This is a genomic window from Frigoribacterium sp. SL97 (genome assembly GCF_026625765.1).
In the GTDB taxonomy this organism is placed as follows: Bacteria; Actinomycetota; Actinomycetes; order Actinomycetales; family Microbacteriaceae; genus Frigoribacterium.
In genome coordinates this window covers 2,436,673-2,451,601 of record NZ_CP113062.1, presented here as the reverse complement: position 1 = coordinate 2,451,601, position 14,929 = coordinate 2,436,673, and the positions used below count along the sequence as shown (strand labels likewise).

Genomic DNA, 14,929 nt, shown 5'->3' with positions numbered 1-14,929 from the left:
GCTTCGCACAAAGGGCTAATGCGTCATTCGAACGAATCGACTGCTTTGCGAGAAGCGCGCCGGCCAAAGTGGGCGATCAAGTGGTGCTGGGCACGACGCGAGACGCTACTCGGAGCACGCTGCATTGCTGTTAGACCGATCGCAGGTCTCGCCAAAGGAAAAATGAAATGGCGTCCGCGACAGCTTGAGGGGCTTCACGCTGGACAAAGTGGCCGACGTTATTCAGTACCTTGATCTCAATTCCTGCCGGGAACGACGTCTCTGACGCGTGAGCGGCAGGGACTGTCTCGCATCCGTCATTGGCTCCGACGAGGAAGATTGTGGGAACGTTGATGTCGGGCCATTGATCAAGCTGGGCCTGCAAGTCCGCATAAACGGCTGACCCGATTGCTTCGGTGGCGCCGTGTCGGTAATAGTGAATGACGGTCTCAACGAACTGTCTGTTGTCGAGGAGCGGCAAAAGCATTTCCCGGTCGTGAGGGGTTATGACGCCAGGAGCCGACCAGTGACCCCACGCCCAACTGATGAGCGCGCGAGGGTCGGCGGCGAACGACGATGCTCCGACATCCGTGCATAACCAATAGCGGTACCAAGCGACCGCAGCATCATCGAGCGCTTCGCTCGGAGTCAGAGTCGATCGAGGTCCGTAGGCAGTGGCGAGGGTGACCAGACCACGAATTCGTCCTGGAGCGATAGCTGCCGCTGCATGTGCAGCCCGCGCACCCCAGTCATGCCCCACGAGCACTGCCTCCTCAATCGACAGTACGTCGAGAAGTTATAGAAGGTCGCTCGCAAGAGCAGCGATCTGGCCGGATTGTGCTCCGTCTGAAGCAATCGAATTGCCCACTCCTCGAAGCGACGGCCGGATGACGCGAATATCGTCGGGAAGCAACGCCATGACACGCTCCCACGTCGCCGGCCCGTCAGGGACCCAGTGTACGAGCATGAGAACAGGACCGTTAGCCGGTCCCTCGTCGATGTACTCCAGTTGAGCATTCGGGGTTTGCGCAAGGTCGGCATGCGGCTCGAACCTTCGCATTGCTTGCCCGCTGGTCGCCTTGAGAACGGAAGCAGAGGGGCGCGGATCGGTCACATTGACTTTCATACTCGTCCGACAAAAAAAATAAATCACAATCTGGAGCGACTCCTAAGCGGCTGGCTCCGCCGAATGTGCCATCTAGTTGTCGGCAGTATGAGGCCACCGCCGACGAGGATTCATTACGGTGTCTATGAGAACCGTCGGGGGAGGGGTTCTGCCTGTACCGACACAATAAACATTACTGCTCAAATAGGTTTATGAATGAACATGCTTCTCATCGCCATAAACGATCGCTTCTGACTGTCCGATAGGGGATCGGCCTGTGGGACGAGATGTCGTTTAGTGGCCGGTCGTCGCGAGCTGCGCAGTAAGCAGGTCGCGGACGGACGCGGGCTCGCGACTGAGGACTTTGCCCAGCAAGGGGTCGGTGCCGGCGAAGAACCCGCCGGCGGCGGCGCGGTACATGTCGAGCATGAAGCGTGCCATGAACTCCGGCTGCCCCGACGACACCTGGTGCGCGACCCAGTTGTCGTCCCCGAGCACCACGGTCTCGACCGGTCGCCCGGCGACATCGGCAGCGATCGCTGCGACGTCCGCGAACGTGGGAGCCGCGGGCGCGGTCAGGGTCGTCGGCCCGTTGTAGGCGCCGTCCGAGAGCAGGATGCGCGCGGCGGCTTCGGCCGCGTCTTCCCGGGCGGTCCACGACACGGGCCCGTCGGCAGGGACCGTGATGACGCCCGTCTCGCGCCAGTCGCCGAGGAACCAGGTCAGGCTGTGCGCGTAGAAGCCGTTGCGCAGCGACGTCCAGACCAGTCCCGATTCGGCGAGCAGCCGTTCGGTGGCCGCGTGGTCGCGGCCCGGTCCGAAGGGGGTGTCGAGTGCCGCCCCCTGGTGGCTCGTGTAGAGGACCCGGCCGACACCGGCAATCACTGCTGCTTCGACGGCGTTGCGGTGCAGCGCGACGGCGTCGGCGTGCGGGTCGCTCGCCGAGACGAGGAGAAGCTGGTCTGCTCCGGCGAAGGCGGCGGGCAAGGACGCAGGGTCGGCGTAGTCGCCCGTCCGCACCTCGACTCCGCGGTCTGCGAAGTGGACGGCCTTGGCGGCGTCGCGGGCGACGATGGCGATCTCGGATGCGGGAAGGGTCTTCAGGAGGTGCTCGACGGTGGAGCCGTTCAGGGCGCCCGTGGCGCCGGTGATGATGATCATGGGGGTGAGCCTCTCGTTGAACCGCGACCGGATATCAGCGGAACGCCGCAAGAGTATCGCCGGAATCGCGCTGATAGCAAGGGGGCGGTATCGTTGATTTCGTGACTGACGAAACCGTTCCTGCTGACACCCGGATGCGCATCGTCGAGGTCGCTGCCCGGTTCCTCCGTGAGCAGGGCCCGAGCGCTGTCACAACGCGAGGCGTCGCGCAGGCCGCTGGCGTCCAGGCCCCCGCGATCTATCGGCTCTTCGGTGACAAGGACGGCCTGCTCGAGGCCGTTGCTGAGCACGTCATGGCGTCCTTTGTCGCGGACAAAGCCTCGACCGTGGCCGCCGCTGCCGCGGCGGATGTCGATCCAGTCGAGGAGCTCTGCGACGGGTGGCGTCGTCAGGTGGAGTTCGGTCTCGAGAACCCGGCTCTCTTCGCCCTCCTCAGCGACTCGCGTCGTGTCGCGGGCTCGCCTGCTGCTCGCCTGGGCAAGGACGTCCTTACTGCTCGTGTCCGCCGGGTCGCCGCCGCCGGGCGCCTCGCGGTGCCGGAGGCGCGGGCGGTGGGACTCATCCAATCGGCGGGAGTGGGCGTCATCACGACGATCCTTGCCACGCCTCCCGCCGAGCGTGATCCCGGACTGGCGGATGCCGTGTTCGAGGGCGTCCTGGCGCAGATCCTGACGGATGCGCCCGTGGCGGCTCGGTCAGGTCATTTAGCTGCAGCCGTCGCGTTCCGCGCCGTCGCTCCCGAGCTCAACCAGCTAAGCGACCCCGAGCGACGCCTCCTCGGGGAATGGCTCGACCGGATCATCTCCGAGCCGACCGCCCGATAGGGGATCGGTCACCGGTCGAGACGGCCCACGGCATTATTGGGGCATGAGAGCGGGGACAGTCACGTACAGGCAGACCCTCGCTGGTGTCTTGGCTGTTCTCAGCGATATCGGCCCGTACGGTCTCGAGCCTGGTTCGCCGGACGGTGCTCCGTCGGATGAGTATGAGACGGAGGCAATCGACCTGGTTCGAATCCTTCTCAAGGCCGGCGCCGTCACGACCCATGATGTCGAGGCGGTCTGGATGCGCTGGTTCTCTGAGTCGCTCGTCCTTCGACTTGGACCGCCTCAAATGGCACAGCTCGTTGATCGCTTGAACGGGCTCATGGACGGCGTCCGATAGGAGATCGGTCACCGGATCGCGTCGCTCGGCCACCAACGTCACTTATGAACGCGATCGGCCCGGGCGTTTCGAATGAAGCGCATGGCGAGTGATCCGGCTGTGAAGATGGCGGCGTAGGCGACGAAGGCGACCCACATGGGCGCTTGCATGCGGTCGATGAGGAACCAGAAAAGCCCACCGCCGACGAAGATCAAGACGAGGTTGAGGAGAACGGTTCTTGCCGGCAGCCACGGCGTCGGGCGCTCAGTCACTGCAGTTGCGTCGACGGGGCGAGCCTGCGGCAGTCCTTCTTCGTTGCTCATAGGACGAGCATGCCCCACGACGTGATCCGGCATCGAATAACGTCCCGATAAGGCATCGACCATCGGCTTGGGCGCTTGCGAGTCAGCTCAGGGCGGCGCCGACGCCAGCTACGAGAATTCCGGTCCCCAATCCGATCATGATCGTCATGGTGAGGAAGGGGCGGCTCCCTACTTGGACCCTTCCTCGTTTCCTGAGGTTAAAGGCGTAGGCGAAACCCGCCACGACGACGAGAGCGCCGATGATGGTGATGACGAGCGGAACAGTCTCCATGATTTGAACCGTAGTGCAGGGCTGTCAACGCCTTGGCCGCGCGTTCGCGTTCGCCGCCCGATAGGGGATCGGTCTGCGGGCGCGCACTTACATGCCTGTTGGATGTCAGCAGACTCTTTTCTCACTCCTTGTTGCGGTAGTGGCGAATAGTGAAAGCGATGACGCCTAAGACGGCGACGCCCCAAAGGACCCACGCGAGTGGGGTGATGGGGTCCGATTGGCGTACTGGGATGGCTAGGAGCTCGAGCACGTCAGCTCCCCGTCCCTCTGGGTGAGGTGCCGAACGCGAGTCGGCCGTTCCAGACGTCGATGGCCAGGACGAAGATCGTGAAAACGACCGAGAAGAGCAGTCCTGGCTGGATCACGAGCCACACCACGGCAATGATCCCGACGCTTACAACGAGACTGATCCCGTACATGATGCGACCAAACCGAGAGTTGAGCTTCATGCTTGATTTGTACCCGATCGGCCTGACCTCTGAACACCTGTCGCCTGGGACGGGCGGCTTCCCCACGTGTTCTCCGGGCGAGACCTGGGTACGCAACTGCTACTACCAGGGGTCCCGATAGGGGATCGCTGACAGACCCAATCTGAGACCGCTGGCTGCGGCCGCGGCCATGACGGGGCCGGGTGCCCCGAGGTGCTCTGTCGCGAAGGTGTCGGGTGTCTGTCGGGTCGGTGTCGTGGACCTCGGCGCCGGTCGTTCTTAGTGTGAGGTTCATGAACGAGACAAGGATCGTCGATCTGCGGGCCCAGATTGGTTGGACCCAGGAACGCCTCGCAGACGAGAGCGGCGTGACCGTCCGCACCGTCCAGAGGCTCGAGGCGGGCAACGACGGGAGCCTCGACACGCTGTCACGAGTGGCGCACGCGTTCGGTGTACCAGTGCGTGACCTCTTCGTCACCGTCGCCGAGAACGACTACGGCCGCTCGGTCACCGCCCTCGACGACCGGACGACTCGCCAGCAGGAACGGCGGGGCCGTGTCGAGGAGGGCTTCCGAGCCCTGTACTACGGGGTGGGCGTGCTCTTCACTATCGCCGTCATCGTCGCAGTCGCCACCGACGTCGTGCCGAACGTCGCGATCTTCTCGATTCCCGCGTACTGGGTCGCCGGGTGGCTACTGTCGATGTTCCTGTTCCTCGTCGTCCTGAGCCCGCGCCTGGACCGCGCGTATCCACTGTCCCGTGCCGCGACGGACGAGGTGGCGAGCAGGTAGACACAGCGTCAGATGCCGATTGTCGGACGGTCAGGAAGCGATACGTCGGAGGCGAGAATGGGTCTATGCCTGTGCGCCTGAGTGATTCCCAAGTGGTGGCTCTTCGGCAGAGATACAGGAACGGGACGACTCAAGTGGAGTTGGCTGCAAAGTTTGGTGTCAGCCAGAGCACGGTCTCGAGTCTTGTCGTGGGGCGCGCTCGTGTCGATGCGGGAGGTCCGATCACCCATCGTCTTCGACAGAAGCTGACCGACGATGACGTCACCGAACTGCGGCGCCGGGCGACTGAGGGAACTTCCGTTGGCGCGTTGGCGACACGGTTCGGTGTGACGCCCCCCACCGTGACGCGCCTGCTCAGGGTGTCCGGATCACGCCTCGATAGCGGTCAGGCCGTCTAACCATCTGCGGAAGACCGCTCCTACTGCGGCGGGGGCGACGACCCTGATAGGTGATCCGCTGCAGGCTGCGAAGGTGAATACCTCGCTGCCGTCTCTCGCGACGGTCGTCCAATGGTCGGACGGGTGGACGTCATGGACGACGGCCGTTGAGGTGGCTGTCCCGTGTCGGTGGACCCGGAAAAACGCCGTGAAGTCGCACACCTCGAACGACTCTCCGAGGTAGGACCACTTCATACAGTTCCGCATCTTCACGGGAAGAATCTAGAGACCGCTGCCGGAGGGCTCAACTAGATGGGCCTCCATGAGGTATGAGTCTCCGGTGGGGGAGGGCCTGACGGGGAACCTGAGTAGGGTCAGGAACCCCGCCATCGGCAGCGAGGTCTTGGCGGCCCCCGCAATGTCGCCGCGTCGCGCTGCTCCTCGCCGGCGCCGGCCTGATTGCCGGCCACGTCGCTGGTCTTCGCACCAAGAAGGTTTAGGCGTCCCCTAGGCGTCGGAGTGGAAGACGCACTCGGTCGAGCACCGCTCTGACCGGTCAGGACACTCGGCTAGGTCGTGCTCGGCACGAGCAAGGCGTGACCGGAGCCGGTCGAGCCGGGCCTGCTTCTCCTCGATCTGACGCACCTGCTCTGCCAAGAGCGGCCGCAAGGCCTCCCGGACGTTGGTGCAGGACGTCGACTCCATGGCGCTGAGGTGCGCGCCGACCTGATCAAGAGGTAACCCGAGTTCCTTGCTGGCTTCGATCAGGTCGAGGCGGCTGAGAACGTTCGGGGTGTAGTCCCGGTACCCGTTCGAGGTCCTGGCAGGGGTCAGGAGCCCGATGGATTCGTAGTACCGGAGCGCCGTGGCGGGGACGCCGCTGCGTTTACTGACCTCGGAGATTCGCACACCGCGACCCTAGAGCCGCCAGCAGCGCTTGACCTTCAAGCGGCTCGAACCTCTACGGTCGCTGACGTGCCTTCCTCCTCCACACCGGTCCTGTCGTGAACGCGGTCGTTTCCTGGCTCGAACACCGGCAGATCGGCCTCTACCTGGTCGCGATCCTGGTTGCCGGCGTCGTCGGCCTCACCGTGCCAGGGGCACATCACCTAGAGGGAGCGATCGAGCCCGTGCTCGCGCTGCTGTTGTTCGCGACGTTCCTCGGTGTCCCGTTCGCCGCGATCGGGAGGTCTCTCCGAGACGGGCGGTTCCTCGCCGCGGTCGGGGTGCTGAACTTCGTCGTCGTCCCGGTCATCGCGTACGGGCTGTCGCGCTTCGTCGCTGACGAGCCGGCGCTGCTGTTCGGGGTGCTGCTGGTGCTGTTGACCCCGTGCATCGACTACGTGATCGTGTTCGCCGGTCTTGCCGGCGGCGCGTCAGAACGGCTCCTCGCTGCGGCACCGCTGCTGATGCTGGCGCAGATCCTGCTCCTGCCGCTGTACCTGCTTCTGTTCATCGGCCCCGAGGGCGTAGCCGTGGTCGAGGTCGGCCCCTTCGCCCGGGCGTTCCTCCTCCTGATCGTCGTCCCGCTCGCCGCGGCCGCGCTCGTGCAGGCACTCGCCCGGCGACAGCGAACCGGTGTCGTCATCGAGCGGACGATGCTGAGCCTGATGGTGCCGCTGATGGTGGCGACCCTGTTCACCGTCGTGGCTTCACAAGCCGGCGCCGTCGGAGACTCCCTGGGGCAGCTGCTCGTGCTGGTGCCGATCTACGCCGCGTTCCTCGTCGCCATGGCAGCGCTCGGCATCGGCGTCGGCCGCATCTTCCGACTCGACGTGCCAGCGACACGGGCCCTGGTGTTCAGCGGTGCGACCAGGAACTCGCTCGTGGTCTTGCCGCTCGCGCTGGCCCTGCCGGCGTCGCTGTCGATCGCTCCGGTCGTCGTCGTCACGCAGACGCTCGTCGAGCTCATCGGCATGGTGATCTTCGTCCGGCTCGTCCCTCGTCTTGTCGCGAGCCAGCGCGCCCGGATCGAACCTGAGGACGTCAAACTGGTGTCTCGATAGGGGATCGGCTACCGTTCATCCGAAGGGTCGATGCCGGCTGTCACGAGGCGCCCGTATGGTCGACAGGTGAGCACGAAGGGCAGCGGGCGACTCAGTTCCCGTCTGGCCGCCGCATCAATCACTGGCGTGATCCTCGCCGCCGGTATCTTCATTTTCTCAGCCTCAGCGCTTGTCCTGTGGCTCCTTCGCTTGCACACCGATGCCGGCATCGGGCGAGGTCCTTTCCTCGATCCGACCGAGTACTGCCGAATGAACGGTCACACCGGTCCGTTCTCCGAAGAGACATGGCCGCCCCGTTACTCCTGCGGATCGACGATCGTGACTTCCGGAGAAGTGACTCACGAGCTCATGGCTACCTGGACCATGTGGACTCACGTCCTGTGGGTAGCGGTCCTTCTGGCCGTGCTCAGTCTGAGCGTCTTGGTCGTCGCCGCGTTCCGGAGGGGACCAGGTACTAACGCTGCTCCAGCACCCTCCCGATAGGGTCCGGCTGCGGACATCAGTGCTCCCGCGACGGCGCGGTGTCAGGGCAGCAGCAACGACTCCAGTTCTTCGCGGTTCCCTCTGAAGGCGTTCATATCGATGAACTCTTCATCGCCGTTGTATCCGTCGAGCTGCTCGCGCGCGGACCACTGCCAAAAAGTCCAGTCGCGGTCATCGGTGAGATGCGGTGAGGTGACGACCGAGCGGAACCAGATGGGGTTGTCGGGGTAGCTATCTGCGAGGTATCGCTCGTACCAGTCGCGGGTCGCGTACAGCACGGCCGGTCGGCCGTAGTGCTGTTCGATGGCGAGCAGGAGCGGGTCGAGCACCTCCTTGACTGTGGCTGCCGAAGGAGGGGTCTCGCAGTACTCGGCGTAACACTCGACGTCGACCACGACGGGCAGGTCGCCCCGGTTCCGGGAGATGGTGGCTATGACGTTGGCTGCTTGGTCGGTTCCCGGGCTGTCGACGCTGAGGAAGTGGTAGGCGCCGACGAGTAGGTCGGTGTCGTGAGCGTCGGCCCAGTTGTCCTCGAACCGGGGGTCTTGGTAGCTCGAGCCTTCCGTCGCTTTGATCCACGCGAAGTCGATGTTTTCCTCGGCCAGGACGCCCCAGTCGATCGTGCCCTGGTAGGCGGATACGTCGACGCCCTGCACGGGGTACCGGAGGGCCGCTGTGCGGGTAGGCCAGAGGGTGCCCAAGAAGAGCAGCGCGGCGATGACGAGCAACGCGAGGGCGACCACGGCGGCAGAGAGGACGAGGCGGCGATGACGTCGCCGTCGTCCAGGAACCGCGCTTGTTCGGGCCGAGGCGTCGCGTCTGGTCTCATCATTTTCATTCGCGTCAGGCCCCATAGGACAAAAGGCTACGGGGGCAGCGCGAACGGGCACATCCAACGACCCGCTGCCTATCCCGATAGGGGATCGTCCAACGAGTCACTAAGGGGCACGCGCGGGGGCTCAGGCTGTAAACGCTGCGCGCCATAGGTCGACCTCCCGTGTCTAGAGCGGGCCAGGTCCGAACCAGAGCGCCGGCAGGGACGCAGTCAGTAATAGTGCCGCCACGGCAAGGCTCACGATTGCCAGAGATCGCCGTGCTTCGTGCCGCACCTAACTGGTGATGGCGAGGCCGAGGGACGTGGCGGAGAGGATGCCGACGGGCACCCAGGCTGCGAGGAAAATCGGGTACAGAAAGAGCCAGCCTTCGTTGTCCCAGAGAGCGACAGGGGCCCACATCGTGGCGTAGAGAGCGAAGTAGGAGACGAGGGCCACGAGTGTCACGATGCTCGACGCCACGGCAAAGGAGCTGCTAGCCGCTCTAAGGGAGGGGTTGCCGCGCGATTCGTTCGCTTGGCCAGGCCATGCCGGGGTGGTCGTCACGGTCGAAAGCTAGCAGCCCTGGAAGCGGCGTAAACCGCCCGCAGACACCTCGGCCACTGGACAATCAGCGGACGCGACATATGAGCCAGACGACGTCCAACGGGGGTGTCGGCCCTGTCCGCCTCTTCTCGACAACGTGTCGCCACGCGACTGTTGGTTCATTCGTAGAGTTGCGACATGGGCGGGGTTGAGGGGCGAGTTGGAAGCTCGCGAGCTGGTGGCGCTTATCGCGTCCTTAAGGGGGCCCTGTTGTCCGGTGCGGTGCTCGGGAGCCTGGCCTTTTTGCTGATCGCAACGGTGAATGACGGTCTCGCCGGTGAGAGCGCGTCCTTTTCTTTGTTGGGCGTCGTGCTCAGTGCTCTCGCGGGTTGTCTCATCGCTGGTGTTGCTGCGTGCGCGGGGCTTATCGTCATGCGCCTGATGAGTGCGGACAGGTGGCAGGGGCGCGTCCGGGTCTGCGCTGGGTCTATTACAGCTGGGCTCGTCGCGTGGTTGTTGACTCGAATCCTCATCGTGCCCGAGCTGCTGTTGCCCAGCCTTCTTCCTGCAATTGCCGGATGTGTCGGTTGTGCCACGGCCGCAGTCATCCTGACTCGCGCTCGGCACCGACAGGCTCGCGACGCCCAATAGCTCGAGGAACCCGCATGACCCCCTCTGGGTAACCGACATGAACGTCCTGGCTGCGCATCAAGCCTTCGGGAGATGTCCCGTTGGACGACCGGTCACCAAACTGACCGTGCCTCTCGTCGCGCCAATCGCCGCAAGCTCAGGCCCGCCGTGAGGCCGGCACCTGATGCGGCAATCAGACCGATGACTACGCCGAAAAGAGCGGTACCGGTGAGGAGGCCTACAGCCATGCCCGCCGAGATTGCAACGACTGCCGCTGCGGCTGACGCAGCTAGGACCTGGCTTCTCAAGCTGCCCCAACGGTGACGTTGGCGCCACAGCGACGCGCTGATGAATCCGGCGACAGCCCCGAGGAGGGCAAAGGCCACGGCAGCAGGAACCGCATAGACGAGAGAAATCAAGATCCATTCAGCGATCCCGCCGCCGTCCAGTCCGCTAACGGCGCCCCATGCGACCACCCACACAATGGGCAATATCAGCGCGCTTCCGGCGCCGACCAGGGCTCCTGTAAAGACCAAGACACGTCCGTCCGACCGGTGTGCGCGCGTCGGACGCTCCAAAGCAACGCTCATGACGACTCCTCTTTCTCAGCAGGTTAGGGCCTGCCTACGGCACGAGTATCCCCAGAATCAGGTGCTTCAGCGCGGGCGGCCGGCCCTCAGAGGTGTGTGCAGCATCAGAAATGAGCCCCCTCTGCGGGTGACCCGTGCCCGATCGGGGGCTCCTCGATCGCTACGCCCAGTCAGGAGGGCAAATCTTCGGCGCTCGTGCAAGCTCGTCCATTTGTTGGGAGATATCCGACAGCATCAGCGAGGTCTCCCATGACGCTCGCTCCTGTCAGTTTCGTTGTGTCGAAGATGACCTCCACCGCGGGGGAGCGGCCATAGGCGGTCAAGATGGCGCTTTCGGGGTCGTCTTTCGGTGAATCGACGATCCAGTCGACCCCCTGAATCGTCTAGCAAGGCAGATCTGTTGGGCCTGGTTCTGTGGCACCGCAGCGAAGCAGGACGGACGTAGCCACTCCCCAGGCGCCAGTGGCTTGGGCGTCTGTCTCGCGTCGCGTTTCGGTCTCACCGATGGACTCGGGGAAATGCACGGTGACCTGCGCGCAGTCAACCGAGTTGGCATCGGCGGCAGGGCTCATGGGGACCGCTGCTACGCACCCTGCCAACAATGCCGTGACGACAGATGCTGACGCGACAGCAACTACCAGTCGCATGCGCGTGATTCTCATGACGAGAACGTAGCTCGGGCCCGTCAGCGATCGGGCACCGGACGCACTCTCAACTCGGATCATCGAGAATGCGAGCCCATTCGGAGGGTGCTCGTGCCCTTAAGTGGTCGTGCCATCGCTAGGGTCAGGACATGGACGAGGCCGACCGAGAACTGCTCCGCCGGGCCGAGGCCGAAGTGGCAGCGCTGCCCCACCGCGACCCCCTCATCGACCCGCCACCCCGTCTGGGCGGCGGCCCCTCCCCCGAGACCGAACCGGCTGGTCGGGCTCGGTTGCTCGCCCCGCTGACCCTCATCCTCTGCTTCGTCACGGCCTGCGCCGAGGGTTCGTGGCTGTGGTTCTCAGCCGCAGACTGGACCACCATGTTGTGGTTCGCCGTGCCGCTCCTCCTGGTCGCGTCGATCGTGCTCGCACTCATCGCCGGAGCGCTGGGCGGCCGCGCTGGCCGGTGGGCAGGAGTCTGTGGCGGCGTCGCCATCGTGCCGCCCGTGTGTTTCGTGGTGTCGCTGCCCCTCGCGCTCTTCACGTAGACCGAAGCGGCATGCGTCGTTCAATAGTTCGACAGCCGCCCGATAGGGGATGGTTTAGTGGGACACGGAAGCGCCCGCTCTGCGGGTGCTTCCGATCCGCTTTCTCTCTGCTCAGACGGTGTGGACTGCCGTTGTGGTCGGGTGCCCGCGGAACACATCCACGAGGCGGGACAGGCCCGGAGTGTGTGACACCAGAACGAAGATTGCGTAGCCAACGGCGCCACCGACGGTGTTCCAGAGGAAGTCGTTGGCGTCCGCGATGTGGCCGCCGCCGAACAACCCGTCCGTCACGATCTGGAGAAGTTCAATCGAGAGGCTGACAGCGGCGGCGGTGAGCAGCACCTTCAACCACGAAGGACGGCGCATCAGAAGTGGAATCAAGATGCCCAGCGGGGCGAACACAATGACATTGGTGACGGCGTCCATGACCTCGTAGTCATAGAACGGGATCAGCGCGAGCCGCGGTGTCCACGGCTCCACCCGCGGGGGTGGGTTGAGGTAGATCGGGAGAACAGTGTTCGCGAAGATCCCGGCGGCGTACACAGCGATCGCGGCCGCAACGGTGGTACGGGGCCACGTGAATCGTCTACTCCGGCGCAGGAGCACCAGCTGGACGGCAAAGACAATGACACCGATCACGAGGGCAACAGGCAGAGGACGGACTTCCCCGAACGGGTTATGAGACACCCGACCGACAGTAGCTGCCATTCAAAAACTGGATCAGGAGAACGGGCCGTGCGACGCCTAGGAGCGCCGCGAGCTACCGTTTACTTTCGGTAAGGGATCGTCCCGCGGGACGCCCTGGACCTCTCGGATTTTCCCGTCGCGGTGTCTTGCTCGGATCGGCAAGGCCGTTCGTCGAGGATCCAGTACCTGAGGCTCCGCCGCGGACCGATATGGTCGTCGAGGTGTGACGCTCGGTCCGCCCTCGCTCGCGCCCCAGGAGGACGCCCGTGACGAACGCCCTCCTCAGGACCGCAGGAGGCGTGGTCTCGACGCTGCTGGCCTGCCTGCTCGTGGCCTCCTGTGCCACCGCGCCTCGCGCCTCCGTCGTCCCGGGCCTCGGGAGAAGCGCGTCCGAGCTGACGACCGCCGAGGCGGATGCTTGGCTCGACGGGTTCGTCCCGGCCGCCCTCGAGCGGGAAGGCATCGTCGGTGCGACCGTCTCGATCGTCGCCGAGGGAGAGGTCGTCACCGAACGGGGCTGGGGCTGGTCCGATCTCGGTGACGAGCGGGCGGCCCGACGTCCCGTCGACCCCGACCGCACGCTCTTCCGGATTGGGTCGATCTCGAAGGTCGTCACCGCGACCGTTGTCATGTCGCTCGTCGAGGAGGGCGTCCTCGATCTCGATGAGCCCGTCCAGGGCCGCCTCGACGTCGTGCTGCCCCGCGCGTTCGACCGTCCGGTGACCCTCCGTCACTTGCTGGGCCACACCGCGGGCTTCGAGGACAAGTTGACCGGGGTCATCGCAGGGCCTGGGCAGGGGCCGACGACGCTGCGGGACGCCGTGGCCGTCGAGCCGCCCGAGCAGATCTACGAGCCCGGCACGACCCCCGCCTACTCGAACTGGTCGAACGGAGTCGCGGCGTACGTCGCCGAGCGGGCCACCGGACGCCCGTGGGCTGAACTCGTCCAGGAGCGGGTCTTCGACCCCGCAGGCATGGTGTCCGCGACGCTCGACCAGCCCCTCTCCTCGGGCGACGCTGCCGTGGTCTCCGGGGGCTGGGACGCTGCTGGGGCGGCGGCGGTGCCTTTCGAGATCGTCTCCCCGGCACCCGCCGGCGCGGTCTCAGCCACGGCATCGGACATGAGTGCGTTCATGCTCGCCCAGCTCGGGCACGCCGCCGGCATGCTCGGGCCGGAGGCCCTCGAGGAGATGCACGCACCTGCCCTCGATGGTGACGACCTCGGCGGGCTCGCTGCCGGGCCTCGCATGACGCTCGGCCTCTTCGAGGAGGACCGCAACGGTCGCCGCGTCCTCGGGCACGGCGGCGACCTCACGGCCTTCCACGCCCAGATGGATCTCTGGCCCGACGACGACGCAGGCATCTACGTCTCCCTCAACAGCACGGGCGCTCGGGGCGACGCCACGACGGCCGTGCGCGAAGCCCTGGTGGACGGCTTCGCCGACCGGTGGTTCCCGTCCTACGCCGCGGAGGGGGCGGCCGTGACCGCCACGGAGACTGCCGGTGAGCACGCGGACGCCTTGGTGGGCAGCTACCAGGTGTCGAGGCGTGCGGAGTCGACCTTCGTCCGGCTCTTCTACGCCATGTCACCTGTCGACATCTCCCGAGGTACCGGCGACTCCGTCCTCATCTCGGCTCTCACGGACACCTCGGGGGCGCCGGTCGAGCTGGTGGAGGTCGAGCCGTGGGTCTGGCAGGAGGTCGACGGCGACCGCAGGGTCGCCGTCGACCAGGTCGATGGTGCCGTCCAGGCCATCGGGCTCAACCCCGCCTTCACGCTCCAGCTGATGCCGGCGACGCGGCAGGTATTGCCCCTCGTCCTCGTCGTGTCCCTGGCCGTGCTGGTGCTCGCCTTGGTGGGCACCATCGTCAGGGCCGTCCGCCGGGTCTGGTCCGGGAGGCGCGTGACGGGGTCCGTCGAGTCGCGTGCAGAGACCATCGGTCGAGTTGGGGTCGCCGTCGCCCTGCTGGCGCTCGTGGTCGCCGGCGTGCTCTGGGCCACGGTCGCGTCCGCCCTCCTCAGCGACGCCGGACCGCCTGCTGCGTTCGTGCTGCGGACGGCGCAGGTCCTCACGGCCGTCACCGTGGCCGGGGTGCTGCCTGCGGTGGTCGTGCTCGTCGGTCGGGTGAGGCGCGCGCCTGCTGAGCGGGCTGCTGGGGGCGGGGCGCCCCCGCGCCTCCGGAAGGTCGTCGCCGTCGCCGGTCGGGCGTTGCTGGTCCTCGCGTTCGCGGGGCTCGGGTACGTCGCTGCGACCGGTGGCCTGCTGCTCCCCGACATCTCCTACTGAGGGGCGGCCGAACCGACCGCCGCAGGCCCGCGGATCGCTGCATGTCCCCGCGCCGCCGACCGGAGGTGACCTGCAGCGTGTTCGTGGCCCCACCGTGAGCTCTGTCGTGGAGGTGTC

17 protein-coding genes are annotated in these 14,929 nt (G+C 65.6%); 6 read left to right on the top strand and 11 right to left on the bottom strand.

The annotated features are described in order from the left end of the window. Positions 1 to 130 precede the first annotated feature (130 nt). Positions 131 to 763 carry an alpha/beta hydrolase gene (locus OVA02_RS12115; protein WP_324289781.1) on the bottom strand — a complete coding sequence of 211 codons (633 nt, stop codon included), beginning with the start codon at positions 761 to 763 and terminating at the stop codon, positions 131 to 133. A 615-nt stretch (positions 764 to 1,378) separates the two neighbouring features. Beyond that, a complete protein-coding gene (locus OVA02_RS12110) occupies positions 1,379 to 2,245 on the bottom strand; it encodes an NAD(P)H-binding protein (RefSeq protein ID WP_267658575.1) in 867 nt (288 codons plus the stop codon). Positions 2,246 to 2,346: 101 nt separating this feature from the next. Between OVA02_RS12110 and OVA02_RS12105 the strand changes: the two genes are divergently transcribed. Next, a complete protein-coding gene (locus OVA02_RS12105) occupies positions 2,347 to 3,069 on the top strand; it encodes a TetR/AcrR family transcriptional regulator (protein WP_267658574.1) in 723 nt (240 codons plus the stop codon). 378 nt (positions 3,070 to 3,447) lie between these two features. Here OVA02_RS12105 and OVA02_RS12100 read toward each other — a convergent pair whose 3' ends face one another. From OVA02_RS12100 to OVA02_RS12090, 3 genes are all read right to left on the bottom strand, one after another. Then, the gene (locus OVA02_RS12100) at positions 3,448 to 3,711 is read right to left on the bottom strand and encodes a hypothetical protein (protein WP_267658573.1); all 264 of its coding nucleotides are present in this window, start codon (positions 3,709 to 3,711) and stop codon (positions 3,448 to 3,450) included. An 82-nt stretch (positions 3,712 to 3,793) separates the two neighbouring features. Next, entirely contained in the window at positions 3,794 to 3,982 is a 189-nt protein-coding gene (locus tag OVA02_RS12095) for a hypothetical protein (RefSeq protein WP_192123762.1), read from the bottom strand. A 251-nt stretch (positions 3,983 to 4,233) separates the two neighbouring features. Next, entirely contained in the window at positions 4,234 to 4,431 is a 198-nt protein-coding gene (locus tag OVA02_RS12090; RefSeq protein WP_267658572.1) for a hypothetical protein, read from the bottom strand. 272 nt (positions 4,432 to 4,703) lie between these two features. On the opposite strand from OVA02_RS12090, the gene OVA02_RS12085 reads away from it, so the two are divergent. Both OVA02_RS12085 and OVA02_RS18160 read left to right on the top strand, forming a co-directional pair. After that, a complete protein-coding gene (locus OVA02_RS12085) occupies positions 4,704 to 5,201 on the top strand; it encodes a helix-turn-helix transcriptional regulator (protein ID WP_267658571.1) in 498 nt (165 codons plus the stop codon). 65 nt (positions 5,202 to 5,266) lie between these two features. Beyond that, positions 5,267 to 5,599: a helix-turn-helix domain-containing protein gene (locus tag OVA02_RS18160; RefSeq protein WP_420709588.1), complete on the top strand. Its 333-nt coding sequence runs from the start codon at positions 5,267 to 5,269 to the stop codon at positions 5,597 to 5,599. Here the strand turns inward: OVA02_RS18160 and OVA02_RS12080 are convergent. Together OVA02_RS12080 and OVA02_RS12075 are read right to left on the bottom strand one after the other, a co-directional pair. Continuing rightward, positions 5,570 to 5,851, bottom strand: a complete 282-nt coding sequence (locus OVA02_RS12080) for a hypothetical protein (protein ID WP_267658570.1) — start codon at positions 5,849 to 5,851, stop codon at positions 5,570 to 5,572. The genes OVA02_RS18160 and OVA02_RS12080 overlap by 30 nt on opposite strands. A 234-nt stretch (positions 5,852 to 6,085) precedes the next feature. Then, positions 6,086 to 6,487 carry a MerR family transcriptional regulator gene (locus OVA02_RS12075; RefSeq protein WP_267658569.1) on the bottom strand — a complete coding sequence of 134 codons (402 nt, stop codon included), beginning with the start codon at positions 6,485 to 6,487 and terminating at the stop codon, positions 6,086 to 6,088. 95 nt (positions 6,488 to 6,582) lie between these two features. Here OVA02_RS12075 and OVA02_RS12070 point away from each other — a divergent pair, with 95 nt between their 5' ends. Next, on the top strand, positions 6,583 to 7,584 hold the full coding sequence (locus tag OVA02_RS12070) for an arsenic resistance protein (RefSeq protein WP_267658568.1): 1,002 nt from the start codon (positions 6,583 to 6,585) through the stop codon (positions 7,582 to 7,584). Positions 7,585 to 8,108: 524 nt separating this feature from the next. Here OVA02_RS12070 and OVA02_RS12065 read toward each other — a convergent pair. The 3 genes from OVA02_RS12065 to OVA02_RS18155 form a co-directional block, all read right to left on the bottom strand. Next, positions 8,109 to 8,810, bottom strand: coding sequence for a GH25 family lysozyme (locus tag OVA02_RS12065; RefSeq protein ID WP_267658567.1), 702 nt, complete (start codon positions 8,808 to 8,810; stop codon positions 8,109 to 8,111). A 366-nt stretch (positions 8,811 to 9,176) separates the two neighbouring features. After that, positions 9,177 to 9,446, bottom strand: coding sequence for a hypothetical protein (locus OVA02_RS12060; RefSeq protein WP_267658566.1), 270 nt, complete (start codon positions 9,444 to 9,446; stop codon positions 9,177 to 9,179). Positions 9,447 to 11,028: 1,582 nt separating this feature from the next. After that, positions 11,029 to 11,292, bottom strand: a complete 264-nt coding sequence (locus OVA02_RS18155) for a DUF3515 family protein (protein WP_420709657.1) — start codon at positions 11,290 to 11,292, stop codon at positions 11,029 to 11,031. Positions 11,293 to 11,438: 146 nt separating this feature from the next. On the opposite strand from OVA02_RS18155, the gene OVA02_RS12055 reads away from it, so the two are divergent. Then, positions 11,439 to 11,837, top strand: a complete 399-nt coding sequence (locus OVA02_RS12055) for a hypothetical protein (protein WP_267658565.1) — start codon at positions 11,439 to 11,441, stop codon at positions 11,835 to 11,837. Positions 11,838 to 11,948: 111 nt separating this feature from the next. Here OVA02_RS12055 and OVA02_RS12050 read toward each other — a convergent pair whose 3' ends face one another. Continuing rightward, positions 11,949 to 12,524 carry a VanZ family protein gene (locus OVA02_RS12050; protein ID WP_267658564.1) on the bottom strand — a complete coding sequence of 192 codons (576 nt, stop codon included), beginning with the start codon at positions 12,522 to 12,524 and terminating at the stop codon, positions 11,949 to 11,951. A 266-nt stretch (positions 12,525 to 12,790) separates the two neighbouring features. Between OVA02_RS12050 and OVA02_RS12045 the strand changes: the two genes are divergently transcribed. Then, positions 12,791 to 14,812 (top strand): serine hydrolase domain-containing protein, encoded by a 2,022-nt coding sequence (locus OVA02_RS12045; RefSeq protein ID WP_267658563.1) that lies wholly within the window; start codon positions 12,791 to 12,793, stop codon positions 14,810 to 14,812. Positions 14,813 to 14,929 lie beyond the last annotated feature (117 nt).

Excerpts from the sequence above, each read along its gene's own strand:
- OVA02_RS12110 (WP_267658575.1), bottom strand. The coding sequence starts at position 2,245 with ATGATCATCATCACCGGCGCCACGGGCGCCCTGAACGGCTCCACCGTC.
- OVA02_RS12100 (WP_267658573.1), bottom strand. The coding sequence starts at position 3,711 with ATGAGCAACGAAGAAGGACTGCCGCAGGCTCGCCCCGTCGACGCAACT.
- OVA02_RS12095 (WP_192123762.1), bottom strand. The coding sequence starts at position 3,982 with ATGGAGACTGTTCCGCTCGTCATCACCATCATCGGCGCTCTCGTCGTC.
- OVA02_RS12090 (WP_267658572.1), bottom strand. The coding sequence starts at position 4,431 with ATGAAGCTCAACTCTCGGTTTGGTCGCATCATGTACGGGATCAGTCTC.
- OVA02_RS12085 (WP_267658571.1), top strand. The coding sequence starts at position 4,704 with ATGAACGAGACAAGGATCGTCGATCTGCGGGCCCAGATTGGTTGGACC.
- OVA02_RS18160 (WP_420709588.1), top strand. The coding sequence starts at position 5,267 with ATGCCTGTGCGCCTGAGTGATTCCCAAGTGGTGGCTCTTCGGCAGAGA.
- OVA02_RS18155 (WP_420709657.1), bottom strand. The coding sequence starts at position 11,292 with ATGCGACTGGTAGTTGCTGTCGCGTCAGCATCTGTCGTCACGGCATTG.
- OVA02_RS12055 (WP_267658565.1), top strand. The coding sequence starts at position 11,439 with ATGGACGAGGCCGACCGAGAACTGCTCCGCCGGGCCGAGGCCGAAGTG.